Raw genomic sequence first — 25878 nt, forward strand, 5'->3', positions numbered from 1 at the left:
CCAGAGCAGCCGCACTGCCCAGGACCGGAAGAGCCAAACTACCGAACGGAAGCGCAAGGCTACCCAGCGCCAACTCACCGAGACTGCCCAGATCCAGATCGGCACCGCTACCGGAATCAGCGCTACCAGAATCGGCACTACCGGCTCCGAGGTCGGCCAAGCTGCCGAGATTCAGGTCAGCGCTGCCACTGTCCGCGCTGCCACTGTCGCTGCCCGAACCGAGACTGCCGAGCGCAAGCTCGGCGAGACTACCCAGATCGAGATCACCACTGCCCGAGCTACCGGCAGCACTACCCGAATCGGCACTGCCCAAATCAGACCCGGTATCGGCGCTACCCGAATCGCTGCCCGCGTCGAGATCGGCCAAGCTACCCAGATCAAGTCCCGCGCCACCCTCGCTGCCCGAGGCCAGGCTCCCCAGCGGGGCCGCCAGGCTGCCGAGTGGGAGAGCCAGGCTACCGAGCGCCAACTCACCAAGGCTGCCCAGATCCAGGTCCGCACCGCTGCCGGAATCAGCACTTCCGAAATCGGTGCTGCCGGCGCCCAGGCCGGCCAGGCTGCCGGGCGTCAACTCACCCAGGCTGCCGAGGTCGGGACCGGAAGCACTTCCGGACTCTGCACTACCGGTGTCGATTCCTCCCGTGCTGCCGGCGTCGCCGGTGCTCCCCAGAGCCGCGGCACTGCCCATGGCCGGAAGAGCCAGACTGCCGAGCGGGAGAGCCAGGCTACCCAGCGCCAACTCACCCAGGCTGCCCAGATCGACATCGCCGGCACTACCCGAATCCGCAGATCCCGCAACCAGGTCGGTCAGACTACCGAGATTCAGGTCGGCGCTACCGCTGCCCTCGCTACCCGAACCGAGACTCCCGAGAGCAAGCTCGGCGAGGCTTCCCAGATCCACCTCGCCACTACCCGAACTTCCTGAATCAACGCTTCCCGCGTCGGACCCGGAATCCAGGCTGCCGAAATCGCTGCCCGTACCGAGGTCCGCCAGGCTGCCCAGGTCCAGCCCGGCGCCACCCTCACTGCCCGACGCCAAGCTTCCGAACGGAAGCGCCAGGCTACCGAGCGCCAGCTCACCCAAGCTGCCCACATCCAGACCGCCACCGGCGTCACTGCCCGCCCCGAGGCTGCCCAGCAGGAGCTCCGCCAGACTGCCGAGATCCACATCGCCACTGCCCGCGCTACCAGCTTCGGCGCTGCCCGCATCGGAACCCGAAGCGCTACCGGTCCCGAGATCCGCCAGGCTGCCCAGGTCCAGCCCCGCGCCACCCTCACTGCCCGACGGGAGCTCGAGGCTGCCGAGTGCCTGCTCACTCAGGCTGCCCAGATCGAGGCCTGCACCGCTACCGGCGCCGAGATCGGCCAAGCTACCCAGGTTCAAGTCCGTGCTACCACTGTCCGCGCTGCCTGCACCCAGGTCGGCCGAGCTGCCCGGATTCAGTTCCGCACTGCCGGTGTCGCCCGCGCTGCCGGCGCCTACGTTGCCGAGGCTGCCCGCCGCGAGTCCGGCCACGAGCTGCACAGCTTCTTCGAGGCTGCCGACACCCAGGTCACCGCCCGCGGCGCTGCCGGCGCCGACGTTGCCGAGGCTCCCCAGCACCAGCTGGGTGAGGCCGTTGAGATCGAGATTGCCCGCACTGCCGGCATTCACCCCGCCGTTCGCACCACCCGGCCCCGCGTTGCTCCCGAGGCCGGCCTCGCCGTTTCCGCCGGCACTGCTGCCGAGGCCGGCCAGTCCTCCGTTCGCGCCACCGTTGGCACTGCTTCCGATGCCGTTGCCGGGCGCCGGCTCTGCATGACCGACGGCGGGTGTGGCGATCGTCAGGGCACCGACCGCCGTTGCGGCGACCATGATGCGGCTCTTCATTTTCAGCGTGCGGATGTTCCGGCCCCTGTGGGTAGACATCGTTTTACGACCTCCTGATCGGCATGCACAGCAATGCAAAGACAGTCAGCCCAACCGCATGACGACAGAAATGACGAACGACGCCCCCCAAGAATCCGTCAATCCCCCGATTGAACGGATAGCAACTTTCCCCCGGCCACATGCATATAGGCACAACGACGATAACATCTCGAACAGGTATCGATTACGAAATCTGCACCGCACCTTGTCATTCGTCCAGTTGCAGCGACGCCCGACGCGGCGCAATCCACCCACCGATCTGGCATTTTCGCTCCGGAGACCGGGGTGTGCGGGGTGGTGAATTCACCCCGCAACTCACCTTCGGAACGAGAGTGTCACCTCACCGCAGCGGCAAAGTTGCTGTGCCACGGAATCGCTCAGATCCTGTGATCGGGTTCCGCGGCATCGGCGTACGCCTTCGCCCACCGATAGTCGGGTTTTCCACTCGGTGTGCGCTCGACTCGGTCGGCGACCCAGATCGAGCGCGGAATCTTGTAGCCGGCCAGCCGGTCGCGCGTGTGCCGTTCCACGTCACCGAAATCGATGTTCCCACCGTCCCGGGCCTGCACCACCGCGGCCACCCGGTGGCCCCACCGTTCGTCGGGCACCCCGATCACGATCGCGTCGTAGACGTCGGGATGGGCCTTGACGACGCTCTCGACCTCCTCCGCGAAGACCTTCTCGCCGCCGGTGTTGATGACCATGTTCCCCCTGCCCAGCAGGGTTATCGACCCGTCGACCTCGACCCTGGCGCGATCATCTGTAACGACCACTCGCTCGCCGTCGATGACACGGAAGATCTCGGCGCTCTTCTCCGGGTCCTTGTAGTAGCCGACAGGTACATGGCCGCCCTTGGCCAGCCACCCGTGGGCCGCGGACCCGGGTGCGACGCGGTCACCGTTGTCGTCGACCACGAAGGAGGCCCGACCAGGCTGCACCCGAGGACCACCGCTGTCGGGACCGTCCTTCGACGCGAATCCGATACCGCCGAAACCTGTTTCGGATGATCCGACGGAGTCGGATACCAAGAGGTTGGGGAAAGTGTCGAGGAATGCCGCCTTGATGGTCGGCGAGAAGAGTGCGGCGCCCGACGCCATCACCGCGAGGCTGGAGACGTCGGCCGTCGATTCGGCGAACGCCTCGATCAGCGGACGCCCCATGGCGTCTCCGGTGATGATGAGAACCTGAACGTTCCTCTGTTCCACGATCTTCCACGTCCGGTGGGCGTCGAACTTGGGATCGAGGACCACCGTGTTGCCGGTGAACATCGCAGTGAACGTGGGCATCATCGCAGCGGCGTGGATCAACGGTGGCAGCGCGAACCAGCGCATCGGCTCGCCGGCCGTTCCGATCCGGGACTGCTGGTGTTCGTCGGCGACCGGTTCGCCGCTGTAGAAGTCGATGCCGCCACCGAGCACCCGCCAGATGTCCTGCTGGTGCCACACGACGCCCTTCGGACGACCTGTGGTGCCGCCGGTGTACATCAGGAACAGGTCGTCGCTGCGCCGCTCGTCGAAGTCGCGGACCGAGGAGCGTCCGTCGAGCGCACGCTCGTACTGCACACCGCGACAGGGCAACCCGAGACCACCCTGATCGTCCTCGACGACGATGGTGTGTCGAATCCCCGGCAGCGCCGGCAGAACCTCCTCGATCCGTGGCCCGTACACGCGGTGGTGGATCACCGCCTCCAGATCGGCGTTGTCGTACACGTACGCCAGCTCGTCCCGGGTGTACCGGTAGTTGATGTTCACCGGCACGGCGCGAATCTTGAACACCGCGATCAGCGACTCCATCGTCTCCAACGAGTTGTGGAGGTGGATGCCGATGTGGGAGCCGGCGCCGAACCCCTCGGCCAGCAGATGATGCGCCAGCCGGTTGGCCCGTTCGTCCAGTTCGCGGTAGGTGAGCTCACGATCGCCGCTGATGAGGGCAGTCCGGTTCGGCATCGCATCGACGGCGTGCTCGAACAGGTCGGCAAGGTTGAGGGCCATGCGTGACGTCCTTCCGATGGAGTCCGCTCACACGACGGTGAGCGGCAGTGGGATACCTCGGTCCGCGAACGCGAAGTTCGCTCCGGTGCTGAAACGGGTGATGGCTACCTCGTCGCATTCCTTCGCCGGGACATCCTCGGTACGGACGTCGACGACCAGCGCATCGACGTCCTCTGACACGACGTGCACGGTGAAGCGCGCGTTGACGCCTCGGACCAGGGCCTGCAGCGGCTCGAGGTGGTCGCCGTCGATCAGCGTCGGCCAGGCCCGGTCGGCATCGGCACGGCCACGCCGTCCGAGCGTGATGCGCAGGTGTCCGCCGTCGAACGCGATCCGGCCGTCGACGTACTGTTTCGGCGCGAACAGCGGGTGCACCGACAGCACCGCGGCGAGCCCCTCCAGGTCGTCGGGCAGTCCCAGCGCATCCCGGATTCGTTCGGCTGCCAGACCGGCGATGCCGGTGAGCTGTTTGCGAGTGATGATTCGCGCGGCCTCCTCGTCGGTGCGCTTGCGAACCCCGAGGAGGAAGCCGAGCGCCAGCAGGTGGTGCTGCAGGGACACCTCCTCGGCGATCCGCACCAGCGCCGACCGGGAGAAGTCGGCGAACCGCACGTCCGACAGCAGCGGGCCCGCGTAGTCGGCCCGGCCGTCGTCGCCCGGGTCGATGGGCGTCAGCTCCGTCGCGACGGCTGCCGTCCGTCCGATGGCCTCGGTGTGCGGCTGCACGACCGGCGGCACGTGCGACGGGTCGATCGTGACGGTCCACGCGCAGTGCGGATGCCGGTCGGCGGGCACGCGCGGCGGACGGTGGATGGGCCGGACCTGTGCGTGGGCGTTCGTCGCGAGGGCGGTCGCGTCGAACGTCGGGTCCTCGATGTCGTGACACATCGAGGTGACGAACGCGTCACCCATCGGTTCGACGTCCATGAGCGCGCCGCAGTGGTCGAGCCAGAACTCGCCGTGATCGTGGTCGTCGACGCGGAATCGGAAGTCCATGAACTGCGGCGGCGCCCCGATGTCGAGCTGCAGTCCCTTGAAGATGGTCTCGACGCTGTCGCCCTCGTAGTTCAGGGCCCGCTGCATGCGCTGCGTGTACCAGGGGCTCGACGCCTGCCACTCCTCGATGGCGACCTCGGTCATCCCCTCCCGCCCGAACGCGACGATCAGATGGGCCATCCCGGAGCGGTCGATCAACTGCCCGCACAGCAGCAGCTCCGGGACGAGCACCGCGAGGTCCGCGCGGGACAGCGCCTCGAACGACGATCGCGCGCGGCTCTCGGTCACCACAGTTCCACCGGGGACTTGCCGGCCGGGAACCAGCCGGGCAGCCTCTCCCCCGAGACCGACCGCTGGATGCGCGCGGACATGCCGTCGGACAGCGCGTTGTTCGTGATCATCTCGACGAACAGCGCCGACACGTTGCCGAAGTCGAAGAAGTCGCGCTGCCACTCCCACTGGAAGTTGCCGCCGTAGCGGAACCAGCTGCCGCCGATGCCGTGGACCTGGTAGTGGCTGCCGTCGTCACGCGTGCGGTCGGCGACCTGCTTCCACAGTCCGATGACGTCACCGGTGCGGTCGTCGATCACGAACTGCTGGTACGGGTACTGCCAGCCCTCGAGACCGAGCATCTCCTGTCCCAGCGCCAGGTCGCGGATCTCGTCGCGGCCGACGGCCATGAAGTCCTGCTGCGGGCCGTAGTTCCAGCCGTAGGTGGCGTCCTCGGTGTACATCTGCGCCAACGGTTTCCAGTCACCGTTGGCCTCGCAGCGCTTGTTCTCCTCGATCCATCGCTGGACCATCTCGTCGAGTTCGGCGCGATCGAACTGGGTCATCTCTCAATCACCTTCCGTGGTGTGGGCACTGGGTTCGTTCACGAGCCGGAGCGCGGCAGTCGGGCAGTACTGCACTGCCCGTTCGACGTCCGCGCGCATGCCGTCGGGGATCTCGCCGACGGCGATCTCGACCTGGCCGCGCTTGGGCACGCTGAAGATGTCGGGGGCCTCGAGCTCGCACATCGCATGCCCCTGGCACAGGTCCAGGTCCACTTCGACCCTCATCACCCCTCGCTTCCCCGCGTCCGCCTGCGATAGCGCACACGGCACGGCTGCTCGAGCTGGACGACCATCTTGCTGTGGTCGTTGCGGTAGCTGTCGGCCGGTTGAGCCATCTCGAACTCGAAGTCCTGCAACAGGATCGAGAAGATCGCCTTCAGCTGCATCAGCGCGAAGGCGGCGCCGACGCAGCGATGGCGGCCGGCCCCGAACGGGATCCAGGTCCACCGATTGACGATGTCCTCCTGGTTGGGGTCGATGTAGCGTCCGGGATCGAAGGTGTCGGGGTTCGGGAAGTCCTCCGGGATCCTGTTCGAGATCGCCGGCGTCGCCGCGACCAGATCGCCCTCGGCGATGCGGTGCCCCGCCACCTCGAAGTCGCCGCGTGCCACCCGCAGCAGCAGGATCAGCGGCGGATGAAGCCGCAGGGTCTCCTTGAGTACCGATTCGAGGATCGGGATCTGCCGCAGCCCGGCGAACGTGATGTCGGAGCCGTCGCCGTACAGGCCGTCCAGCTCGGCCGTGACCTTCTGCATGAAGTCCGGATGGCGGAGCAGTTCGATCAGCGTCCACGCCGCAGTCCCGGACGTCGTGTGATGGCCGGCGAACATCATCGAGATGAAGATGCCGGTGATCTCGTCGGCGCCGAAGCGCTCCTTGCCGTTCTCGTCCTTGATCGAGACGAGCACGTCGAGCATGTCCCGATCCTCCTTGCCGCGTGGAGGATTCGCGATCCGGTCCGCCATGATCTCCTGCACGAGCGCCACCAGGGCGAGCCGCGCCTCGTCGCGTCGACGGAAGCTGTCGATGGGCGCGTACGGATCGACGAACGCGATCGCATCGGTGCCCTGCTCGAGCTCGTGGTAGAGCTGCGCGAACCGTTCGTCGAGCTGGTCGCGGAACTTCTTGCCGATCAGGCACGCCGAGGACGTGTAGATGGTCAGCTCCGCGAAGAACTCGAGCAGGTCGATCTCGCCCTCGTCGTCCCATGCTTCGACCATCCGCGCGACCTCGTGCGAGATCGTCGCGGCGTGCCCCTTCATCTGCTCGCCGCGCAGCGCCGAATTGTGCAGCATCTCCTTCCGCCGCTCGGGGCTGGCGTCGAACACCACACCCTCACCGAAGATCGGCTTCATGAACGGGTACGCGGCCTGCTGGTCCAGTTCCTCGTCCGAGGAGCGGAAGAAGAACTCGTTGGCCTCCGCGCCCGACAGCAGCACGACGTTGCGGTCGGCGAGACGGAACGACCCGACGTCCCCGCATTCCTCGCGTACCCGCCGCATCAGCGCGATCGGGTCGGTGCGCAGTTCCTCGAGGTGGCCGTGTTCGTGTTCGCCCCCGGACACGCGCCGGGGTTCGACGATGGTGGTCATTCGTCGTCCTTCCGCAGGGGTGCCTCGGGCTGGACCTCGACGAGCACCATGTGGGCGCCACGCGGGGTCGACACGACCGCGACGACGGCCGCCGCGATGTCGGAGGCCCGCAGGAAGTAGGGATGCCGGGCGAAGCCCCAGGCGGACCAGGCCTCGAGCATCGGACCGACGACCTCGGGCGTGGAGTCCATCCCCATCCCGGTCAGTGTCGGGCCGGGGCGCACGATCGACGCGCGAACCCCGGTGCCCTCGAGCTCCATTCGCATCTGTCGCCCCATCGCCTCGAGGCCCGTCTTGGCGGCGTTGTAGGCGCCCATCCACGGCCGCGGCATGTCGGCGCAGTCGGAGCCGATCAGGACGAAGTCGCCGCGACGACGCGCGATCATCCCGGGTAGCACCCGGTTCACCAGCCGCTGGGCACCGACGAGGTGGACGTTCACCTGCGCGAGAAAGCTGTCCGGGTCCATCTCGTGGGCCTCCGAGAACACCAGATCGCCGGCGCCGGACAGCACGATCTCGGCGGGTCCCAGTCGCTCCTCTGCGCCGGTGACGAATCGGTCCACCGACGCGGTGTCGGTGACGTCGAGATGCAGCGCGACGGCCTCCCCGCCGTTGCTGCGGATCTTGTCGGCGATCTCCTCGCACTGTTCGGTGCGGCGAGCACCGAGCGCCACCGGATGGCCGAGTTCGGCGAGGGCGTAGGCGGTTGCGGTCCCGATGCCCGACGACGCGCCCGCGATGAGCGCCGGCCGCCGGTCCGGATGGGGTTCGAATCTAGGCACTGCGCACCTTCACTTTCATGGGAAGAGAAGCGAAACCTCGAACGTTGGTGGAATGAACTCGGACCGAGCGGGACTCGTCGACCTCGAACTCCTCGACGCGGTCGGCGAACTCGGCCAGCGCGATGTTGGCCTCGAGCCGCGCAAGATGCGCACCCAGGCAGAAATGGGTGCCGCTGCCGAAGCTGGCGAGCTTGTTGCTGCTGTCCCGGGAGATGCGGAACTCGTCGGCGTCCTCGAATGCCCGGGAATCCCGGTTGGCGGATCCGACGAGCAGCAGGACGCGGTCACCCGCCGGGATGGTCTGCCCGTGGTATTCGAGGTCGACGGCCGCGGTGCGGGCGAGGATCTGACTGGAGGTGTCGTAGCGCAGCGTCTCCTCGACCCACTGCGGGGCGAGGGTCCGATCGCGTAACACCGCCCCCGCCTGGTCCGCGTGACGCGCCCCCCAGTACAGCGCGTTGCCGAGGAGCTTGGTAGTGGTCTCGTTGCCGGCGACCACCATCAGGAACATGAACCCGATGATCTCCTCGTCGGTGAGCTTGTCGCCGTCGATCTCCGCGTCGATGAGCGCCGACGTGAGGTCCTCGGTCCGGTTCCGGCGCCGCTGCGCGAGCATCTCGACGTAGTAGGTGATCAGTGTGATCGACGACTCGATGGCGGCGGGCGGAATGTCGAGGACACCGTCCTCACGATGGACCACCAGGTCGGCGAGCCGTCGTAGTTCGGCGCGGTCCGCGTCCGGCACGCCCATCAGCTCCGAGATCACGTCCATCGGCAGCTTGCCGGCGAACTCGGAGATCCAGTCGAACTCGCCGGCGTCGAGCGCGGGCTCGAGGTACTGCCGCGTGAGTTCTGTTATCCGGCCCTCGAGTTCGGCAACGCGCCGCGGCGTGAACCCCCGCGAGACGAGCTGCCGCATCCGCATGTGCCGCGGATCGTCCATGGCGAGGAACGACATCGTCCGGTGCGCGTGCGGGCCGTATGCGGCCGGATCCAGCGAGACACCGTTCGCGCTCGAAAGACGTTTGCTGTCACGGAAACCAGCCATCACATCGGCGTGTCGCGACAGCGCCCAGAAGGACATGTCGGCGTTGCGGTACAGCGGGTGCTCGTCCCGCAGTCGGGTGTAGACCGGATACGGGTCGTCGTGGAAGTCGTAGTCGTACGGGTTGAACGTCACCGGGTCGAGCGACGTTCCGGACGGGGGCGCTGAGGTCATCGGGTCACTCCAGAATCAGCTTGACGGAAGTTTCGAGTCGATCGGCAAGTCGTTGGTAGGAGCCGTATCCCATGCCGGCGTGCACGAGTGCGCCGGAGTAGAGCATTTCGAGCGTCTCCACCACATTCGGATCGGAGTCCGGTCCCAGCGCCCCTGCGAGACGCCGCCTGATCTCGACGCCGATCCGGGTCCGCAGGTGCTCGACGTCGGGGTCGCGCCCGAGCAGCGCACTGGTGACGGCGCCGGCGAGCGCGGGTTCGTCGACCATGAGCAGCGCGATGTCGCGCAACACGGCGGCCACCCGGTCGGCGCGGCCGCCCACCACCGGATCCGGCTCGGGGGCTGCCGCCAGCCGTCGCCAGAACACCTCCGCCACAAGGTGTTCCTTCGACGAGAAGTAGGTGTAGGCCGTGGCCGGTGCCACCCCTGCCTTCGACGCCACCGCGCGGACGGTCAGCCCCGCGAATCCCTCGTCGTGCAGCACCGCGACCGCCGATGTGGTGAGGCGGTCGACAGTATCGGCCTGCCGTTCGCTGAGGCGACGGCGTGTCGATTCGAAGTGCACTTCACTGGACACGTGTCTGGACATTACTACGCTTGCGGACTACGGTCCAGACACATGTCCAGTCGGATTCCGAACAGACTTGGAGAGGCCACGAGATGACGCTTCGCCCGACCGACAGTTCAGCTCTTCTGATCGACGGCAAACTCGTCCCCGGCTCGGGCGGCGTGTTCGAGGTGATCGATCCCGCGACCGAAGAGGTCGTGGGACACGCAGCCGAGGGCACCGCCGCCGACATGGACGCGGCCGTCGCCGCGGCACGACGCGCGTTCGACGACACCACGTGGTCCCGGGACCACGCCTTCCGCGCCCGCTGCCTGCGGCAGCTGCGCGACGCCCTGCAGTCGCACATCGAGGAACTGCGCGAGATCACGATCGCCGAGGTCGGCGCGCCCGCGATGCTCACCACCGGACCGCAGCTCGAGGGCCCGATCGCCGACCTGGAGTACTTCGCCGACCTGGCCGAGTCGTATGCGTGGGAGACCGATCTCGGCGTGGCGTCCCCCATGGGCATCCGCACCCACCGCCGCGTCCTCAGGGAGGCGGTCGGCGTCGTCGGCGCGATCACTCCGTGGAACTTCCCGCACCAGATCAACTTCGCGAAGATCGGTCCGGCGCTGGCCGCGGGCAACACCGTGGTTCTCAAGCCCGCGCCCGACACCCCGTGGTGTGCGGCGTTGATCGGCAAGGTCATCGCAGAGGAGACCGACATCCCCGCGGGCGTGGTCAACGTCGTCACGTCCACCGACCACCAGCTCGGCGCCCAGCTCTCCCGCGACCCACGCGTCGACCTGATCTCGTTCACCGGATCCACGGCCACCGGCAAGGCGGTCATGGCCGCGGCGTCGGAGACCCTCAAGAAGGTGTTCCTCGAACTGGGCGGCAAGTCGGCGTTCATCGTCCTCGACGACGCCGACCTCGCCACCGCCTGTGCGATCGCCGCGTTCACCGTCTGCACCCACGCGGGACAGGGCTGTGCGATCACCACGCGCCTGCTGGTGCCGCGGGAGAGCTACGACGACGCCGTCGCCGCCACCGCCCGCACCATGTCGGGGATCCGTCCCGGCGACCCGAACGAGCGCGGAACCGTCTGCGGACCACTGATCTCCGCGCGCCAGCGCGCCCGTGTGGAGAGCTACCTGAAGCTCGCCGTCGAGGAGGGCGGGACGATCGTCGTCGGCGGCGGCCGGCCCACCGAGCACGAGCGCGGATTCTTCGTCGAGCCCACCCTGATCTCCGGTCTGGACAACAGTTCCCGGGTGGCGCAGGAGGAGATCTTCGGGCCGGTCCTGGTGATCCTCCCCCACGACGGCGACGACGACGCGATCCGCATCGCGAACGATTCCCCGTACGGGCTGTCCGGGTCCGTATGGGGCAGCGACCCGGACCGCGTCCGCCACGTGGTCGCGGGCGTGCGGACCGGCACCCTCGCCGTCAACGGCGGCGTCTGGTACGCGGCCGACGCTCCGTTCGGCGGCTACAAGCAGTCCGGCATCGGACGCGAGATGGGCGTCGCCGGGTTCGAGGAGTACCTCGAGACCAAGCTCGTCGCGGAACCCGCCACCACCTAGCCGAATTCGACGACAGGAGACAAGCACATGGGACGCTTCGACGGACGCACCGTCATCGTCACCGGCGCCGCGCAGGGCATCGGCGAGAGCTACGCCCGCGCGCTCGCAGCCGAGGGCGCCGACGTGGTCGTCGCCGACCTCAACCTCGAGCTCGGCGAGACCGTCGCCAAACAGATCACCTCGGACGGCGGATCGGCCGTCTTCAAGGAAGTCGATGTGGCCGAGCCGGATTCGGCTCTCGAGCTGGCGTCGTTCACGATCGGGAAGTTCGGCCGGATCGACCACCTGGTCAACAACGCCGCGATCTACGGCGGCATGAAGCTCGACTCGCTGCTGACGGTGCCGTGGGACTACTACAAGAAGTTCATGAGCGTGAACATGGACGGCGCACTCAACGTGTGCCGCGCGGTGGTACCGCACATGCGGGCGAGCGGCGGCTCCATCGTCAACCAGTCGTCCACCGCCGCCTGGGTGTACTCCAACTTCTACGGGCTGGCGAAGGTCGGCATCAACGGTCTCACGCAGCAGTTGGCATTCGAGGTGGGCTGGTCGAACATCCGGATCAACGCGATCGCGCCGGGGCCGATCGACACCGAGGCCACCCGCACCGTGACCCCCGGCAACATCGTCGCGGACATGGTCAAGCGGATTCCGCTGCAGCGCATGGGCACCCCCGACGACCTCGTCGGCATGTGCCTGTTCCTGCTCTCCGACGAGGCGGGATGGATCACCGGCCAGATCTTCAACGTGGACGGCGGGCAGGTGATCCGGTCGTGAGCGAACCAATCCGCGCGGTCGGCTACATCGGTCTGGGGAACATGGGCGCCCCGATGGCCACCAGGCTGCTCGAGCGGCCGGGCACGCTGGTCGTGTGCGACGCGCGTCCCGAGGCCGTCGAGCCGTTCACGAAGGCGGGGGCGACGTCGGTGTCGACACCGGCCGAGGTCGCGGACCGCACGTCGGTGATCTCGGTGACCGTGCTCGACGACGCCCAGGTCCGCGACGTCGTGGCCGGGTCGGACGGCATCCTGTCCACGGCGCGGCCCGGCACGGTGATCGCGGTGCACTCGACGATCAGCGACGCGACGGCGACCGAGCTGGCCGCGACCTGCCGGGCCAAGGGGGTCGACCTGATCGACGCGCCCGTCAGCGGCGGGGCGCCCGGCGCGCAGCAGGGGCGGCTGGCCGTGATGGTCGGTGGCAGCGACGAGGCCTTCGAGGCCGTGCGAGAGCCGTTCGGGTACTTCGCCGAGCTGGTGATCCACGCGGGGCCGGTCGGTGCGGGAACCCGGATGAAGCTGGCGCGCAATCTGCTTCACTTCGTCTCGTTCACCGCGGCCTGCGAGGCCCAGCGGCTCGCCGAGGCCGCCGGCATCGACATCCGCAAACTGGGCAAGGTCGTCCGGCACACCGACGCGATCACCGGCGGTGCGGGGGCGATCATGCTGCGCGATACGACCGCGTCGGTCGCGGACGACGATCCGTGGTTCTCGATCCTGTCCCACGTCCGCAATCTCGGGGAGAAGGACCTCGCGCTGGCCCTCGATCTTGGCGACCGGTTCGACGTCGATCTCCCCCTCGCCACCCGGGCCCTCACCGAGCTCGGCACCGGGCTGGGCGTCGGTACCGGACCCGTCGCCGATCAGTCGGCCCACCGGAAGGAAAACGTATGACACACGAGAACGGCGATGCCGCCACGTCCGAACGACGGGCGCGTGGCGTCGCGATGATGAACCAGGTGTACGGGTGGGAGATGCCCGCGGACGTGCCCGGCGACTTCTTCGCCGTCACCGCGGACCACCTGTTCGCCGACATCTGGACCCGCCCCGGGCTGAGCGTGCGCGACCGGCGCCTGCTGCTGCTCGGTGCGATCGCTGCGCAGGGCCAGACCGATGTCGCGAAGATCCAGATCAACGCCGCGCTGGGCAACGAGGAGCTGACCGAGCACCAGGTCGAGGAGGCCGCGATCTTCCTCTGCCACTACGTGGGCTGGCCCCTCGGCACCGGGCTGAACAACGCGTTGATCTCGGTCAAGGCCGATCGGAGGAAGGCAGCGGGCGCGGCGGAGAAGCAGCGGGACGGATAGTCCGGCGATTCGGGCACGTCGACCGTCCGAGGCGCGGATACTGATTTATAGAACACGTTCTACCCCGTTGCGCGTCGAAAGGATCTACCCCAATGTCCGAGGCAACCCCCGTTCGTCCCCTGTCCGCCGAAAGCATCGAGACCTGGGACTACGAGGCCGACGTCGTGATCGCCGGTTACGGCATCGCGGGCGTCAGCGCCGCCGTCGAAGCCGCCCGTGCCGGTGCGGATGTCCTGGTCCTGGAACGGGCCGGCGGCTGGGGCGGCGCGGCGTCCCTGGCGGGCGGATTCATCTACATGGGTGGCGGCACCCCGCTGCAGAAGGCACTCGGATTCGACGACACCCCCCAGAACATGAAGACCTTCATGATGGCCGCGCTCGGGCCCGGTGCCGACGAAGCGAAGATCACCGAGTACTGCGAGGGCAGCGTCGACCACTACAACTGGCTGGTCGAGTGCGGCGTGCCGTTCAAGGAGAGCTTCTACGGCCAGCCCGGCTGGGAAACCCCCTTCGACGACGGCCTCATGTACTCCGGCGGCGAGAACGCGGCGCCGTTCAACGCGATCGCCACCCCGGCCCCGCGCGGCCACATCCCGCAGATGGCCGACAAGAAGGTCGGCGAGAAGGGCGGGGGCTACATGCTGATGAAGCCGCTCGTGGACACAGCAACGGCGCTCGGCGTCCAGGCCCAGTACGACATGCGGGTACAGACGCTGATCACCGATGCCACCGGCCGGGTCGTCGGCGTCCAGGCCAAGCAGTACGGCAAGGACGTCGTCGTCCACGCGCGCAAGGGCGTCGTCCTCGCGACCGGCAGCTTCGCCTACAACAAGGACATGGTCGAGGCGTTCGCACCGCGGCTGATCGGACGTCCGGGTGCCGCGATCGAGGAGCACGACGGCCGGTCGATCCGGATGGCGCAGGCCCTCGGCGCCGATCTCGCCCACATGGACGCCACCGAGGTCGCGTTCTTCGGCGATCCGCAGATGATGGTCCGCGGCATCCTCGTCAACGGGCGCGGTCAGCGCTACGTCAACGAGGACACCTATCCGGGCCGGATCGGTCAGCTCACGTTGCTGCAGAACGACAATCAGGCGTACCTGATCATCGACGAGGACGCATACGAGGAGGCGAAGACGACGCCGAGTTCGACGCCGTTCTTCCGGTTCCAGCCCAAGTGGGTCGCCGAGACGGTCGAGGAACTCGAGTCCGAGATGGGCCTGCCGGAGGGAACCCTGCAGTCGACGGTCGAGGTCTACAACAAGCACGCCGCGAACGGCCAGGACCCGGTCCTCGGGAAGAAGCCCGAGTGGGTCAAGCCGATCGGTTCGCCGATCGCGGCCCTTGATCTGCGCAACTACACGGCGGGCTTCACGCTCGGTGGGCTGCGCACCAATACGGCCTCGGAGGTGCTGCACGTCTCGGGCGATCCGATTCCCGGGCTGTTCGCCGCCGGCCGCTGCACCGCGGGTGTCTGCGCGTGGGGCTACGCGTCCGGCACGTCACTCGGCGACGGCAGCTTCTTCGGTCGTCGTGCCGGGATCAGCGCAGCGAGGGGCTGACCGCGAGCTGACACTGCGGACATGCCGGATCAATCGGTCCGGCATGTCCGCACCTGCTGACCTCGGCCGCTCGAAGGTGGATACTCGGAGGAGACCGTCGCCCCGCACGGGGCGGAGTCCAGCCGTCCGGGGATGCGCACATGACCGACGTCGAGACTGCCGACGGGAACGATCTCGTCGTCGACGCGCTCGAAATCAACGGGGTCACAACGATCTACGGAGTCGTCGGCATCCCGGTCACCGATCTCGCCCGGACCGCGCAGGCCCGCGGCATCCGCTACCTCGGCTTCCGCAACGAGCAGGCCGCCGGGCACGCCGCCGCGGCCGCGGGCTTCCTCACCAGCCGACCCGGTGTCTGTCTCACGGTGTCGGCGCCGGGCTTCCTCAACGGACTGGTGGCGCTCGCGAACGCCACCACCGACTGCTTCCCGATGATCCAGATCAGCGGGTCCAGCGACCGATCGATCGTCGACCTCCAGCGGGGCGACTACGAGGAACTCGACCAGCTCGCGGCCGCCCGCCCGTTCGCGAAGGCCGCCTACCGGATCGACTCCCCTACCCTGATCGGCCTCGGCGTCGGACGCGCCGTCCGGGCAGCCGTCTCGGGCCGCCCCGGCGGCGTGTACCTGGACCTGCCGGCGAACGTCCTGGCCGCTTCCGCCCCGCGCACGCCGTGCCCGCCGATCGTCGACCCGGCACCGCGCCAGCTTCCCGCACCCGACGCCGTCGAACGGGCCGCCGCCCTGCTCGAACGGGCGCAGCGCCCGCTGATCATCCTGGGCAAGGGCGCGGCGTACGCCCGCGCCGACACCGACATCCGCGCTTTCGTCGAGGCCACCGGTGCGCCCTTCCTGCCGATGTCGATGGCGAAGGGACTGCTCCCCGACGACCACCCCCAGTCCGCGGCGGCGGCCCGTTCGCTGGTGCTCGGCAGCGCCGACGTGGTCGTCCTCGTCGGGGCGCGGCTCAACTGGCTGCTCGAGCACGGCGACCCGCCCACGTGGTCCCCCGATACCCGGTTCGTGCAGCTCGACATCTGCCCGACCGAGTTCGACAGCAACCGCCCGGTCACGGCACCGGTCGCAGGAGACATCGCGTCGTCGACGGCGGCACTGCTGGCAGCGATACGGCCCGGCGTGATCGCACCGGCAGCCGAATGGCTGCAGGAGATCGAGGCGAAGAAGCGGTCGAACGCCACGAAGATGGAAGCACGGCTGCGCGCCGACGTGCATCCGATGAACTTCGCGGTCGCGCTCGGTGCCGTGCGGGACGTCCTCACCGCGCATCCCGGCGTGATCGTCGTCAGCGAGGGCGCGAACACCCTCGACAACGCGCGCAACATCATTCCGATTCACCGGCCACGGCACCGGCTCGACACCGGAACGTGGGGCGTGATGGGTGTCGGACTCGGCTACGCGATCGCGGCGGCCGTCGAGACCGGATCTCCGGTGGTCGCGATCGAGGGTGACAGCGCATTCGGGTTCAGTGGCATGGAGGTCGAGACGATCTGCCGGTACCGATTGCCGGTCGCCGTAATGGTCTTCAACAACGGCGGCGTCTACCGCGGCGACGAGGTCGACTCGCAGTCGGCTGATCCGGCTCCGACGGTGCTGCTGCACTCGAGTCGGTACGACACCGTCATCGAGGCATTCGGTGGCGTCGGCTATCACGCGGAGACGCCCGGCGAGGTGGCCGCGGCCCTGCGGTCGGCCCTGGCATCGGGTGAGCCCGCGCTGATCGACTGCGTCATCGATCCCGCGGTGGGAACCGAGAGTGGGCACCTGCAGAAGCTCAACCGTCCGGTGCACGAGGAGGAGACATGACCGAGCACGATCCCGGCGGGCACCTCGACCCCACCAAACCGCAAGCCCTCGAGGGCATCACGGTGGTCGACTTCACGCACGTGCTGGCCGGACCCACGTGCACGCGGATGCTCGCCGACGCCGGCGCGCGGGTGATCAAGATCGAGCGTCCCGGCATCGGTGACGACACCCGGCAGATGGGCCCGTTCGCCGATGACGGCAGTTCCGAGTACTACCGCCTCGCGAACGTCGGGAAGGAGAGCATCGCGCTGAACCTGAAGGAGCCCGACGACATGGCGCTGGTGCGGAGGATGATCGCGCACGCCGATGTGGTGGTCGAGAACTTCCGACCTGGCGTGATGGCGGGTCTCGGTCTGGCCCCCGACGATCTCGTCGCAGAGCATCCACGGCTGGTCGTCTGTTCGGTGTCCGGGTTCGGCCAGTACGGACCGATGCATCAGGAGTCGGCCTACGACACCGTGATCCAGGCGCTGTCGGGGATCATGGACGCCACCGGCTGGCCCGACGGTCCGGCGACCCGAGTGGGCACGTCGATCTCCGACATCACCGCCGGCATCATGGGGTACTGCGGCATCGTCACGGCCCTCGTCGCCCGCGAGCGGACCGGTCGGGGCACCACCGTCGACATCGCGATGCTCGACAGCACGTTCGCGTTGATGGAACACGGACTGATGGACGCCCTCGGTCCGCGGGTGCGACCGACCAGACTCGGCAACCGGCACCCGTTCATGTACCCGTTCGACACCTTCGGGTGCCGCGACCGCCCCATCGCGATCGCCGTCGGCAACGACCACCTTTTCGAACTCATGTGCGGTGCAATGGGGCTCACCGACCTTCCGACGGACCGGCGGTTCGCGACCAACGTCGACCGCTGCGCCAACCACGTCGAACTCAAGACCGCGATGGAGGACGTGCTGCGCACCGACACCGGCGAGGCATGGCGCGGCCGCCTGATCGAGGCCGGTGTACCGGTCGGCATCGTCCTCAACGTCGACGACACCCGCAAGCTCGATCAGATCGCGGTGCGCGGGATGATCAAGAACGTCGGCGGCTTCGACGTCCCGGGCACACCACTGAAATTCGGGACGTGGGATTCGCTCGGTGCGACGATCCCCTCCCCCGAACTCGACGACTGCGGCGACATGCTCCGCCGGGAGTTCGCACCGCGCCCCGACGCGTGACGGTCAGCCGCGCGGCGTGAGGGTGACGGTCACCTCCTGCCGGGTGTCCGGCGCGCGCAGCGTCAGGATGCGGGTGTCGGGGTTCCAGTCCGCCACGCGCCCGCCCTGCACATCCGCACCGTTCGGGAAGGTCCGGGCGGGAACATAGATCTCGGTAGGCGCGGTGATCGACAGGTTCGGCACGTAGGAGAATTCGAGTCGGTCCGCGGCTGCGCTCCACCCGGTGGGCTGTCCGGCGATCGCGCGCGGGTACGGCTTGTCGAGCGTCGCGACGAGGTTCCGTTCGGCTCCGTCCTCGGCGTACGGTCCCCACGGTCCGGGGTCGCGCGACCAGTAGGAGACGCCGGCGCCCATCTCGCGTGCCGTGTCGTAGATCCGGTCCACGTAGTCCAGCGCGCCGGGCAGCGTCGTGTCGAGTCCGAACTCCCCCAGGATGATCGGCACGTTCCCGAGGTCCGCGGCGGTGCGCAGGACGTTGCCCCGCCACGTGTCGATCGTTGCGTCCACCTGCGTGCGCGAACCGCCGGTGTACCCGCCGCCGAGATCCATCGGCAGCGGGTAGATGTGCGGGCAGTAGGCGATCCGCTGCTCGCCGTCGCGGGCGTCGTCGATCGGCCGCAGCCCACTCGGGGTCCCCCAGTTGGTGCCCATCGCCTGCGGTGCGACGCACACCCACGTGTCCTGGTCGACGGTACGGATCGCGTCGGACGTCTTCTGGTACAGCGCCGTCAGCGGTCCGGCCTCGAACGCCGGGCCCTGCAGGGTGCCGCCGTACGGCTCGTTCATCAGGTCGTACGCGATCACGGCGGGATCGTCGGCGAACCGTTCGGCCACCGCGCGCCACGCATTCGCGTAGTGGTCGGTGAGTTCGGGATGCTCGCCCGTGGTGTTCCAGAAGTTGTCGAACGCCCGCATCACGCCCGGCTCGAGATAGTACATCTCCCACATGTCGTTGTCGCCGACCGGCAGTCCGTCCAGGTAGGTTGCCCAACCCGGCGCACCGTTGCCGTTCATGCCACTCGGCGTGATGGCGCTCGAGTACAGGTCCTGGTGCATGTCGAGCATGACGCTGTAGCCGCGCCGGGAGTACCAGCCGACCCGCTCGGCGACCCGATCCAGATACTCCTGACTGTAGACGCCGGGTTCGGGCTCCACCGACCGCCACGAGATGAGGAACCGGACGAAGTTGGTTCCCATGTCGGCGTGCTCGCGATCGAGGTCGGCCTCGGTGAACTGCGGCATCCCGTCCGGTGTGCTCTTGGCGCTCGACGCGGTGTTGAATCCGTTGAGGACCAGCGCGCGCCCGACGTCGTCGGTGATGTACGCCGTCGACGGCGCCGGATCGGCCCGCAGCACCGCACCGATCCCACCCACCAGCACGAGCGCCCCGACCGCCGCCAAGGACAGCAACTTCACACGCCCCACCGCTCCACCACTCACTTTCGCACGCAAAACCTGGACGATCGTCCTACTTCCTGGGCTAATGTTGCGCCATGTCTGTCCAGAACGGGGCGTTTTCGGCAAGGCCACTGCTCCAGCGCATCGCCGCGAGCCCCTGGCCGGCGACCACGACTCTCGTGCTCGTCTCGATCCTGTTCGGCACATGGACGATCACCGGCCGGGTGCTCACGTTCAACCCGGAACTGTTGATTCCCAGCGCGATCGGGCTTCCGTTCGGCGTTCCGCCGCTGCGCCTGGTCCCGCTCGGAGACACCACGTGGACGTTCTGGCTGGTCGACACGCTCGCCGCGCTGACGATGATCGTAGTGGTGTGGGCTCGGCTGCACCGGGAGGTCCGCCGCCCGTTCCTATCGGGCCTGCTCGCCACCGTCCTCGGTGTCGCCGCAGGAAATCTGGTGCGGATCGTGTTCCTCAGCTTCGAGACCCACCAAGGCATCGGCACCTACGCCATCGCGCTGCTGCTCGGCCTGGTGATCGCGGCGCTCTGGGGCGCCGCCGTGGGCCTGTTCGTCGGGTTGGCGCACCAGCTCGAACACCGACTCCGCCGAACCTCCGAACCGGCGCCGCAGGCCAATCCCACCCGACGTCCCGCGAAGGTCGGATCGCGCTGACTCGGAGTGCCGTCCCCGCACGGTCGGTCCGGGTGTGAGAGCGTCGCTGTATGGGGAGAACCAACAGCTGGCCGATGCTCGATCGCGGGACGCGACTGTGGTGGCGGGCAATCGGCCGACTGATCGATGTCGAGGGCGATCACGCATGGTTGGCCGCACCTGTCTCCGGGCGCGGCGCCATCGCCGACCGTTGGCTTTCCACCGAAGCGGAACGCATCGGCGGCAGGCTCGTTCGCGACGGAGGGGCCACGAACGGGCTGTTGCCGAGTATGGACGCCCTGGCCGGCCCCGGCTTCGATCCAGCGGCGGTACATCCGGCAATCCGAAGCTTCTATGAACGCACTTCGCTATGGCGTATGGACGCGTGGACGAAGTGGTCCCGCGGATTCGCAGGTCCGGGCGCAGTGGTCGAGTCGCTGTACGGCAAACGGCTGCAACAGCTTGCGCTGCCCGTCGATTCACTGGCGGTCGCGCACGGGGTGGACAGCGAGATCGTGACGATCGTCGGCCCGGACGGCGCCCATGCCGGGTCCGCCTGGCTCCGAACCCTCCGGCGGACGGGCGATTACATGTTCAGCGGCTACTACCGCATCGGCGGGCTACCAGGTCACGATCAGCCGAGTGTCCATGTCAGTTTCCCACTCGAACAGGGCAACGTTCAGGTGTATCTCCGCCCGTCCAACGGTCCCGACGGTTCGATGACGCTGTCGTCACCGCCCGGGGGCTTCGGCGACAACGGCGCGTATGTCACGGTGATCGACGGCGGGCGCACGTACGCCGCCCGCGTGCCGGTCCACGAGGAGTTCCATCTGTACGTCGACGACGAAGAAGTCGCGCGGACCGACCATGTCCTGAAGATGTGGGGTGCGACGGCCGTTCGCCTGCACTACCGACTGGTTCCCGTCATCACAGGAATCCGCACTGCTGAGGTGCGGTGACGAGGTCCACCGACCGTCAATGACCTCGAGCAGCGCGCGGAGCACCTCCGCCTCCTCGCGTAGCTTGCGGGCGCCGAGGTCGGTGATCCGGATACACGAGCGGGTCCGTCGACCGTTGTACTCGCGATGCACGTCGATACATCCCGCGCCGAGCAGGATGTCGAGGTGCCGACCGAGGTTTCCGTCGGTGCGGCCCAGTTCGTTGCGCAGGAACACGAAACTGACCCCGTCCGATTCGCCGAGCATCGCCAGGATCGCGAGTCTGGTCGTCTGATGGACGACCTCGTCGAGTCCCAGGATCCGACGCTGGGCGCTAACCAATCTCCGCCAACTCGTCCGACTCGGCTATGAAGCCGAGGACTCCGAGCGCAATCACGATGACCCACGGGATCGCCACGATCGACACAACGGCCACGGGGATGTACCCGACCTGCCGTCCCCTGATGCCGATCCGATTGCTGCGCCGGGTCATCACGGCCGCCAGCACGGCGAAGAACGCCGGAATCAGCAGCCCGGTGAGGCCGAAGGTCGAGTCCGATGAGCGGAGCATCCAGCTCAACCCGATCAGCACGGCGGCACAACCGAAGAACAGCAGATTGGTCGATGACCCGTGCGGAGCGCCGCCGCTCCACGTCGAACTTGATCAGAGCTGCCAGTCGACCGACTGATTCATCTGCTCAGGGTATCGCTTGTTCCAGAAGTTCACGGCATCGACGAGGTGAGCGCGGCTCGCCATCTCAGCCCGTTCAGGATCCCGCGCCCGCAAGGCGTCGAGGATCTCACGATGAGCCTTGGCCACCGCCACGCTGTTGCGCTCGGAGTACTGGATGCCAGCACGCCCGCCGTCCGCAATCGCAGTCAGACTTGCCGCGAAAACGTCCAGGACCACACTGTGCGCCGCCTCCGCGATGACCGTGTGAAATCTCCGGTTCTGCTCGATGAGAAGTGCCTGATCGTCCGGGTTTTGCTTGATCAGCTCTATCGTTTCTTCGAGCACGTCCAACTGATCGTCATCTGCCCGCTCCGCGGCGCGCCGAGCCAGCATGGGCTCGAGGGAGCATCGAGCATCTGCAACGTCACCGAATGACGCGCGTTCGTACTGCAGCACCAAGGTGAGGGCCTCACTCAGGCTCTCTTTCCGGGGCCGCATCACGATCGGCCCACCGGCCGGCCCGGTCTTGAGCTTGATCAGGCCGCGGGCTTCCAGAAGTCGCAATGCTTCACGAACGGTCGTGCGCCCAGCACCGTAGCGGTCCATCATTTCGACCTCGCGCGGGAGGCGATCACCTTCCTGGAGTGCACCAGTAAGGATCGGCTGAGCCAGCCGGTGCGCCAACAGCTGAGATGACTTCGGCGCCCGCCAGGACTGCCCCGGATCCGTCACTATCCCCTCCTTATGGAACTTCTTCTCTGTGCCAAAGTAGCCCCTTGTATTTATGTACATAAACTGTATCGTCTGCGTAGTGATCAAGGCAACACTGACGGACGTCAGCCTCCTGCGCATCGGGACGCCCCCATCTGATCGTGGCCAGAGCGCGCTCACAGAGGGCGGCGAGGTGGCCGGTGCAGCGTTGGATTCGATGAGCCTCCGGGCCGACATCACCATGCGTGACGCGCACGATCATCGGGAGACACAATCACCCACCCACGCCGCCTTCAAACTCGGTCGGCAAACCCGAACCTGGAAAGAAGCAGAACAACGAGTCCGCACACCGGCGAATGCGCTGACGACGTCGGGAGCGACTCGAGGAAGCCGTGTCGGGCCCCTGAGCGCGAACGACCGGACCTGCGTCGAGGTCGTGTCGGCCGCAGCCCGCGTCGGTGACACGCTCACGCCACTCGACCTGCGGCGATCGATCGACGAAATCTCCACCATTGCAAATGGTTCCATGGTCCCCGCACGCCCGCGCAGTGCCGCCGACAGAACCATCGAACGCGAACTGCGCCTGCACTACCGCTGACAACATGGCCACAATCCGCACCCACGACACGCACCCCACCGCCTACGTTCCGCAGTAGCGGGCAGGCCGATCGCTACCGATCCGCCAGGTCGCTCGTTCGGACCGGAACTTCGCAGCGAAAGCTGATCTGACAACGCCCGCGCATTCCCATGCATACAGGCGCAGCTTTCGCGTACCCCGTACCGCCCGCTGCCGACGCACAGAACGAGTCGACGCCGCCGGCGGAGCTATGCCGATGCAGTCACACCCCGGCTGCACAAAGGCCAATGGGATGCACTCCGTCCTTCTCCCCACACCACCCCACCCCGAACTCTCTCCAGAATCGAGCTGAACATGACACATGCTGCGTCATCCCCATCCCCTCGCTCTCAGATGCCCCGCAAACTCATGGCTGCCGGGCTGGTCAGCAGCGCGCTCGAGTGGTACGACTTCTTCATCTACGGCACGGCCGCAGCACTCGTATTCGGACCACTCTTCTTCCCCAACGCCTCGGAAACCACCGGAATCCTGCTCTCGTTCGCAACCTTCTGGGCCGGTTTCATCGCACGACCTCTCGGCGGTCTGATTCTCGGATCGCTCGGCGACCGAATCGGCCGCAAGCCCATCCTGCTAGTCAGCCTCACCTTGATGGCCGTCGGCACAGTTCTCATCGGGCTGCTACCCACGAGCGCGACTATCGGTGTCGCAGCGCCGATTCTGCTGGTGGCGCTACGTTTCGTCCAAGGATTCGCGGTCGGAGGGCAATGGGGCGGCGTGGTCCTGCTCCTGACCGAGAGTTCCGGTCCGCGCCACAAGGGCCGCGCTGGGACCTTCGGACAAATGGGAGCGCCGCTCGGCTTCATCCTCGGGAGCATTGTCTTCATCGCAGCCACAACCCTGACGACATCCGAGCAGTTCATGTCGTGGGGTTGGCGAGTGCCGTTCCTCGCAAGCCTTCTCCTCGTCCCCATCGTCCTGTTCATCCATATGAAAGTGGAGGACAGTCCCGAATTCCGTCAACTGAAGGCCCGTAGTGAAACGAAGCAGTCCACCGTCGAACCGGCCCCCGTCCGCGAAGCGTTGCGAACCCACGGGCGCCTGATTCTGATCGGCGGCGGACTGATGTCTGCCAGCAACGCGATCTCCTACCTGATCATGACCGGCGTACTTTCGTACGGCACAAAGACATTGGGACTCTCGCGGAATGCTCTTCTGACGACGTCCCTCATCGCCGGCGTCGGAATGGTCGTGTCCGTCTATGTCAGCGGGTCCATCTCGGACCGCGTGGGTCGACGACCCATGATCATCGCTGGCGCGGCCGTACTCGTGGCTTGGGCCTTCCCGTACTTCTGGCTGGTCGACAGTGCATCGATCGTCCTCATCGGCATCGCATCCTTCGTCGGATTCGTCGCCGCTGGAATGACTTTCGGTCCGATCGCCATCTATCTCGCAGAACTGTTCCCGCCACGCGTGCGCTACTCGGGGGCGACCATGTCCTACCAAATGTCTGCCATACTTGTCAGCGGACCGACCCCATTCATCATGACCGCACTGCTCAGTTCCACTGGAACCAGCGCATCAGTCTCGGTCTTCGTCATGGTCATGGCACTGGTCACCCTGGCGTCGGTCCTTCTGCTGCCCGAGACCTACAAGCCCGGTGCGACGGACGACAGCGATCGCTCGAACGACGAACCCGCGGTCGATCAAGCGTCGGTGTGAGCATCAACGGATGGGACCACCGTCCGCTGAGTACTCGAACCCGAACCCGAGTCTCCGCCGGCCACTGATCTGAACAGTCGTTCGGACCTCCAGCCCGTGGTTTCCGTCTTCCGCCTCGTCGCGGCAGACGGAAACCACGGGCTTTCCGCGGTTCACATCGCGAGCAGTTCCATCCGCGCCGTCGGCACACGGGTTCTCGCCCTACCTACTCTCAGGCCGCATCACAAGCACTCGGGAGGACGACGGACGCGGCATCGACCGACGACGTCCGACGGAAGCGCACCGAGGCAGGCGCCCGTCGGCAGTCGGCGACGGATCGAGAAAAGCCCCGGGGTGGAATGCATGTCGGTGCATTCCACCCCGGGGCCGCTGTGAACTCACGCTGAGTCTGTTCTCTGCCAGGAGATCCGCTGACTACCGCAGCGATGTCGTTCGCGGTACCAGTTCGCTAGTAGGCGGCATTGTTCGAGATTCCTGCGAAACTGGATCGCACCTTGATTCCCCAGCGCCCGTCCACCTTGTTGAACACATAGAACGATCGAAGGGTTGCGATCGGCTTCTCGTCTCCGTCGTACCTCGTGAACTGCACGGCCCAGTGCATGGCGGAGTCATCGAACTGAATCAGCTGACTCTTGTCGATCTTGGTCGACATCCAGCCCGGGTAGTCGGCAGCCTGGGGTATCTTGGCGAGGACCTCGGCCGAGTTGTCGCGAAGATAGTCGTCCCGAGTCTCCCAGACCTTCATGACGGGTCCTGTAACCCGCACGTGGGGATAGTTGTTGACGTCTGCGTAGCCTTCGGCATCCTTGGCATTGAAGGCGACGATCCAATCGTCGAGGATCTTGCAGCCCTGTTCGAGCTCCGGTGTCGTGCGCTGGGCGCAGTCGTCCTGGACCGGCAGCTGCGCGTCGCCCGACACAGTCGTCGCTATGGCCGTGCTCTCCGCCGACTGGGCCGACGGGTCGGTGGACTCCGATTCAGAGCATCCGACGAGAACCAGTGTCGCAACCAATGCGCTGCCTACGCTTGCCACACGTTGTACAACTTCCTTCACAGAAGTGTTCCTTCCAAATAAGTTGCTCAACCGCCCCCGATTCGG

23 protein-coding genes and 2 pseudogenes are annotated in these 25878 nt (G+C 67.1%); 11 read left to right on the plus strand and 14 right to left on the minus strand.

What is annotated here, in order from left to right; genetic code table 11:
* The 9 genes and pseudogenes from AC1RIF_RS00600 to AC1RIF_RS00640 all read right to left on the minus strand — a co-directional run.
* Window positions 1-1909 (minus strand): annotated as a pseudogene (locus AC1RIF_RS00600) (hypothetical protein); the annotation flags it as partial.
* A 377-nt stretch (window positions 1910-2286) separates the two neighbouring features.
* Window positions 2287-3900 carry an acyl-CoA synthetase gene (locus AC1RIF_RS00605; RefSeq protein WP_492599440.1) on the minus strand — a complete coding sequence of 538 codons (1614 nt, stop codon included), beginning with the start codon at window positions 3898-3900 and terminating at the stop codon, window positions 2287-2289.
* Between the two features lie 27 nt (window positions 3901-3927).
* Complete coding sequence (locus AC1RIF_RS00610; RefSeq protein WP_492599441.1) at window positions 3928-5187, minus strand: hypothetical protein; 1260 nt, start codon at window positions 5185-5187, stop codon at window positions 3928-3930.
* Window positions 5181-5732: a nuclear transport factor 2 family protein gene (locus AC1RIF_RS00615; RefSeq protein WP_492599442.1), complete on the minus strand. Its 552-nt coding sequence runs from the start codon at window positions 5730-5732 to the stop codon at window positions 5181-5183. The genes AC1RIF_RS00610 and AC1RIF_RS00615 overlap by 7 nt, the downstream gene beginning before the upstream one ends.
* Window positions 5733-5735: 3 nt before the next feature.
* Window positions 5736-5957, minus strand: coding sequence for a ferredoxin (locus tag AC1RIF_RS00620; protein ID WP_492599443.1), 222 nt, complete (start codon window positions 5955-5957; stop codon window positions 5736-5738).
* Entirely contained in the window at window positions 5957-7324 is a 1368-nt protein-coding gene (cyp51, locus tag AC1RIF_RS00625; RefSeq protein WP_492599444.1) for a lanosterol 14-alpha demethylase, read from the minus strand. Before cyp51 ends, AC1RIF_RS00620 begins: the two co-directional genes overlap by 1 nt.
* Window positions 7321-8106: an SDR family oxidoreductase gene (locus AC1RIF_RS00630; protein WP_492599445.1), complete on the minus strand. Its 786-nt coding sequence runs from the start codon at window positions 8104-8106 to the stop codon at window positions 7321-7323. The genes cyp51 and AC1RIF_RS00630 overlap by 4 nt, the downstream gene beginning before the upstream one ends.
* Complete coding sequence (locus tag AC1RIF_RS00635) at window positions 8099-9325, minus strand: cytochrome P450 (protein WP_492599446.1); 1227 nt, start codon at window positions 9323-9325, stop codon at window positions 8099-8101. The genes AC1RIF_RS00630 and AC1RIF_RS00635 overlap by 8 nt, the downstream gene beginning before the upstream one ends.
* 4 nt (window positions 9326-9329) lie before the next feature.
* Complete coding sequence (locus tag AC1RIF_RS00640) at window positions 9330-9890, minus strand: TetR/AcrR family transcriptional regulator (RefSeq protein WP_492600103.1); 561 nt, start codon at window positions 9888-9890, stop codon at window positions 9330-9332.
* Window positions 9891-9985: 95 nt separating this feature from the next.
* Here AC1RIF_RS00640 and AC1RIF_RS00645 point away from each other — a divergent pair, with 95 nt between their 5' ends.
* From AC1RIF_RS00645 to AC1RIF_RS00675, 7 genes are all read left to right on the plus strand, one after another.
* Window positions 9986-11458: an aldehyde dehydrogenase gene (locus AC1RIF_RS00645; RefSeq protein WP_492599447.1), complete on the plus strand. Its 1473-nt coding sequence runs from the start codon at window positions 9986-9988 to the stop codon at window positions 11456-11458.
* Between the two features lie 27 nt (window positions 11459-11485).
* Window positions 11486-12235 (plus strand): SDR family oxidoreductase, encoded by a 750-nt coding sequence (locus AC1RIF_RS00650; RefSeq protein ID WP_492599448.1) that lies wholly within the window; start codon window positions 11486-11488, stop codon window positions 12233-12235.
* Window positions 12232-13131, plus strand: a complete 900-nt coding sequence (locus AC1RIF_RS00655; protein ID WP_492599449.1) for an NAD(P)-dependent oxidoreductase — start codon at window positions 12232-12234, stop codon at window positions 13129-13131. Before AC1RIF_RS00650 ends, AC1RIF_RS00655 begins: the two co-directional genes overlap by 4 nt.
* On the plus strand, window positions 13128-13544 hold the full coding sequence (locus tag AC1RIF_RS00660) for a carboxymuconolactone decarboxylase family protein (protein WP_492599450.1): 417 nt from the start codon (window positions 13128-13130) through the stop codon (window positions 13542-13544). Before AC1RIF_RS00655 ends, AC1RIF_RS00660 begins: the two co-directional genes overlap by 4 nt.
* Before the next feature lie 92 nt (window positions 13545-13636).
* Window positions 13637-15106, plus strand: a complete 1470-nt coding sequence (locus tag AC1RIF_RS00665) for an FAD-dependent oxidoreductase (protein WP_492599451.1) — start codon at window positions 13637-13639, stop codon at window positions 15104-15106.
* A gap of 140 nt (window positions 15107-15246) precedes the next feature.
* Window positions 15247-16929: an oxalyl-CoA decarboxylase gene (gene oxc / locus AC1RIF_RS00670; protein ID WP_492599452.1), complete on the plus strand. Its 1683-nt coding sequence runs from the start codon at window positions 15247-15249 to the stop codon at window positions 16927-16929.
* The gene (locus tag AC1RIF_RS00675; RefSeq protein WP_492599453.1) at window positions 16926-18110 is read left to right on the plus strand and encodes a CaiB/BaiF CoA transferase family protein; all 1185 of its coding nucleotides are present in this window, start codon (window positions 16926-16928) and stop codon (window positions 18108-18110) included. Before oxc ends, AC1RIF_RS00675 begins: the two co-directional genes overlap by 4 nt.
* 3 nt (window positions 18111-18113) lie before the next feature.
* On the opposite strand, the gene AC1RIF_RS00680 is transcribed toward AC1RIF_RS00675, so the two are convergent.
* Window positions 18114-19526, minus strand: coding sequence for a cellulase family glycosylhydrolase (locus AC1RIF_RS00680; RefSeq protein ID WP_492599454.1), 1413 nt, complete (start codon window positions 19524-19526; stop codon window positions 18114-18116).
* A gap of 77 nt (window positions 19527-19603) precedes the next feature.
* Here AC1RIF_RS00680 and AC1RIF_RS00685 point away from each other — a divergent pair, with 77 nt between their 5' ends.
* Window positions 19604-20182, plus strand: coding sequence for a hypothetical protein (locus tag AC1RIF_RS00685; RefSeq protein WP_492599455.1), 579 nt, complete (start codon window positions 19604-19606; stop codon window positions 20180-20182).
* 50 nt (window positions 20183-20232) lie between these two features.
* On the plus strand, window positions 20233-21120 hold the full coding sequence (locus AC1RIF_RS00690) for a hypothetical protein (protein WP_492599456.1): 888 nt from the start codon (window positions 20233-20235) through the stop codon (window positions 21118-21120).
* A gap of 42 nt (window positions 21121-21162) precedes the next feature.
* Here the strand turns inward: AC1RIF_RS00690 and AC1RIF_RS00695 are convergent.
* The 3 genes and pseudogenes from AC1RIF_RS00695 to AC1RIF_RS00705 form a co-directional block, all read right to left on the minus strand.
* A pseudogene (locus AC1RIF_RS00695) lies at window positions 21163-21441 on the minus strand (transcriptional regulator); the annotation flags it as partial.
* Window positions 21434-21670 carry a hypothetical protein gene (locus tag AC1RIF_RS00700; RefSeq protein WP_492599457.1) on the minus strand — a complete coding sequence of 79 codons (237 nt, stop codon included), beginning with the start codon at window positions 21668-21670 and terminating at the stop codon, window positions 21434-21436. The pseudogene AC1RIF_RS00695 and the gene AC1RIF_RS00700, both read right to left, overlap by 8 nt.
* Before the next feature lie 93 nt (window positions 21671-21763).
* Complete coding sequence (locus AC1RIF_RS00705) at window positions 21764-22504, minus strand: FadR/GntR family transcriptional regulator (protein WP_492599458.1); 741 nt, start codon at window positions 22502-22504, stop codon at window positions 21764-21766.
* A 172-nt stretch (window positions 22505-22676) separates the two neighbouring features.
* Here AC1RIF_RS00705 and AC1RIF_RS00710 point away from each other — a divergent pair, with 172 nt between their 5' ends.
* Window positions 22677-23081: an AMP-binding protein gene (locus AC1RIF_RS00710; protein WP_492599459.1), complete on the plus strand. Its 405-nt coding sequence runs from the start codon at window positions 22677-22679 to the stop codon at window positions 23079-23081.
* A gap of 333 nt (window positions 23082-23414) precedes the next feature.
* The gene (locus AC1RIF_RS00715; protein WP_492599460.1) at window positions 23415-24779 is read left to right on the plus strand and encodes an MFS transporter; all 1365 of its coding nucleotides are present in this window, start codon (window positions 23415-23417) and stop codon (window positions 24777-24779) included.
* A 448-nt stretch (window positions 24780-25227) separates the two neighbouring features.
* Here the strand turns inward: AC1RIF_RS00715 and AC1RIF_RS00720 are convergent, their stop codons facing one another.
* Entirely contained in the window at window positions 25228-25833 is a 606-nt protein-coding gene (locus AC1RIF_RS00720) for a Cif family virulence factor (RefSeq protein ID WP_492599461.1), read from the minus strand.
* Window positions 25834-25878 lie beyond the last annotated feature (45 nt).

The organism is Prescottella sp. GW823-FHT02E09, from assembly GCF_058797375.1.

Coding starts and splice junctions, on each gene's coding strand:
- AC1RIF_RS00660 (WP_492599450.1), top strand. CDS start 13,128: ATGACACACGAGAACGGCGATGCCGCCACGTCCGAACGACGGGCGCGT.
- AC1RIF_RS00605 (WP_492599440.1), bottom strand. CDS start 3,900: ATGGCCCTCAACCTTGCCGACCTGTTCGAGCACGCCGTCGATGCGATG.
- AC1RIF_RS00690 (WP_492599456.1), top strand. CDS start 20,233: ATGGGGAGAACCAACAGCTGGCCGATGCTCGATCGCGGGACGCGACTG.
- AC1RIF_RS00700 (WP_492599457.1), bottom strand. CDS start 21,670: ATGCTCCGCTCATCGGACTCGACCTTCGGCCTCACCGGGCTGCTGATT.
- AC1RIF_RS00715 (WP_492599460.1), top strand. CDS start 23,415: ATGACACATGCTGCGTCATCCCCATCCCCTCGCTCTCAGATGCCCCGC.
- AC1RIF_RS00615 (WP_492599442.1), bottom strand. CDS start 5,732: ATGACCCAGTTCGATCGCGCCGAACTCGACGAGATGGTCCAGCGATGG.
- AC1RIF_RS00620 (WP_492599443.1), bottom strand. CDS start 5,957: ATGAGGGTCGAAGTGGACCTGGACCTGTGCCAGGGGCATGCGATGTGC.
- AC1RIF_RS00635 (WP_492599446.1), bottom strand. CDS start 9,325: ATGACCTCAGCGCCCCCGTCCGGAACGTCGCTCGACCCGGTGACGTTC.
- AC1RIF_RS00675 (WP_492599453.1), top strand. CDS start 16,926: ATGACCGAGCACGATCCCGGCGGGCACCTCGACCCCACCAAACCGCAA.
- AC1RIF_RS00665 (WP_492599451.1), top strand. CDS start 13,637: ATGTCCGAGGCAACCCCCGTTCGTCCCCTGTCCGCCGAAAGCATCGAG.
- cyp51 (WP_492599444.1), bottom strand. CDS start 7,324: ATGACCACCATCGTCGAACCCCGGCGCGTGTCCGGGGGCGAACACGAA.
- AC1RIF_RS00645 (WP_492599447.1), top strand. CDS start 9,986: ATGACGCTTCGCCCGACCGACAGTTCAGCTCTTCTGATCGACGGCAAA.
- oxc (WP_492599452.1), top strand. CDS start 15,247: ATGACCGACGTCGAGACTGCCGACGGGAACGATCTCGTCGTCGACGCG.
- AC1RIF_RS00650 (WP_492599448.1), top strand. CDS start 11,486: ATGGGACGCTTCGACGGACGCACCGTCATCGTCACCGGCGCCGCGCAG.
- AC1RIF_RS00685 (WP_492599455.1), top strand. CDS start 19,604: ATGTCTGTCCAGAACGGGGCGTTTTCGGCAAGGCCACTGCTCCAGCGC.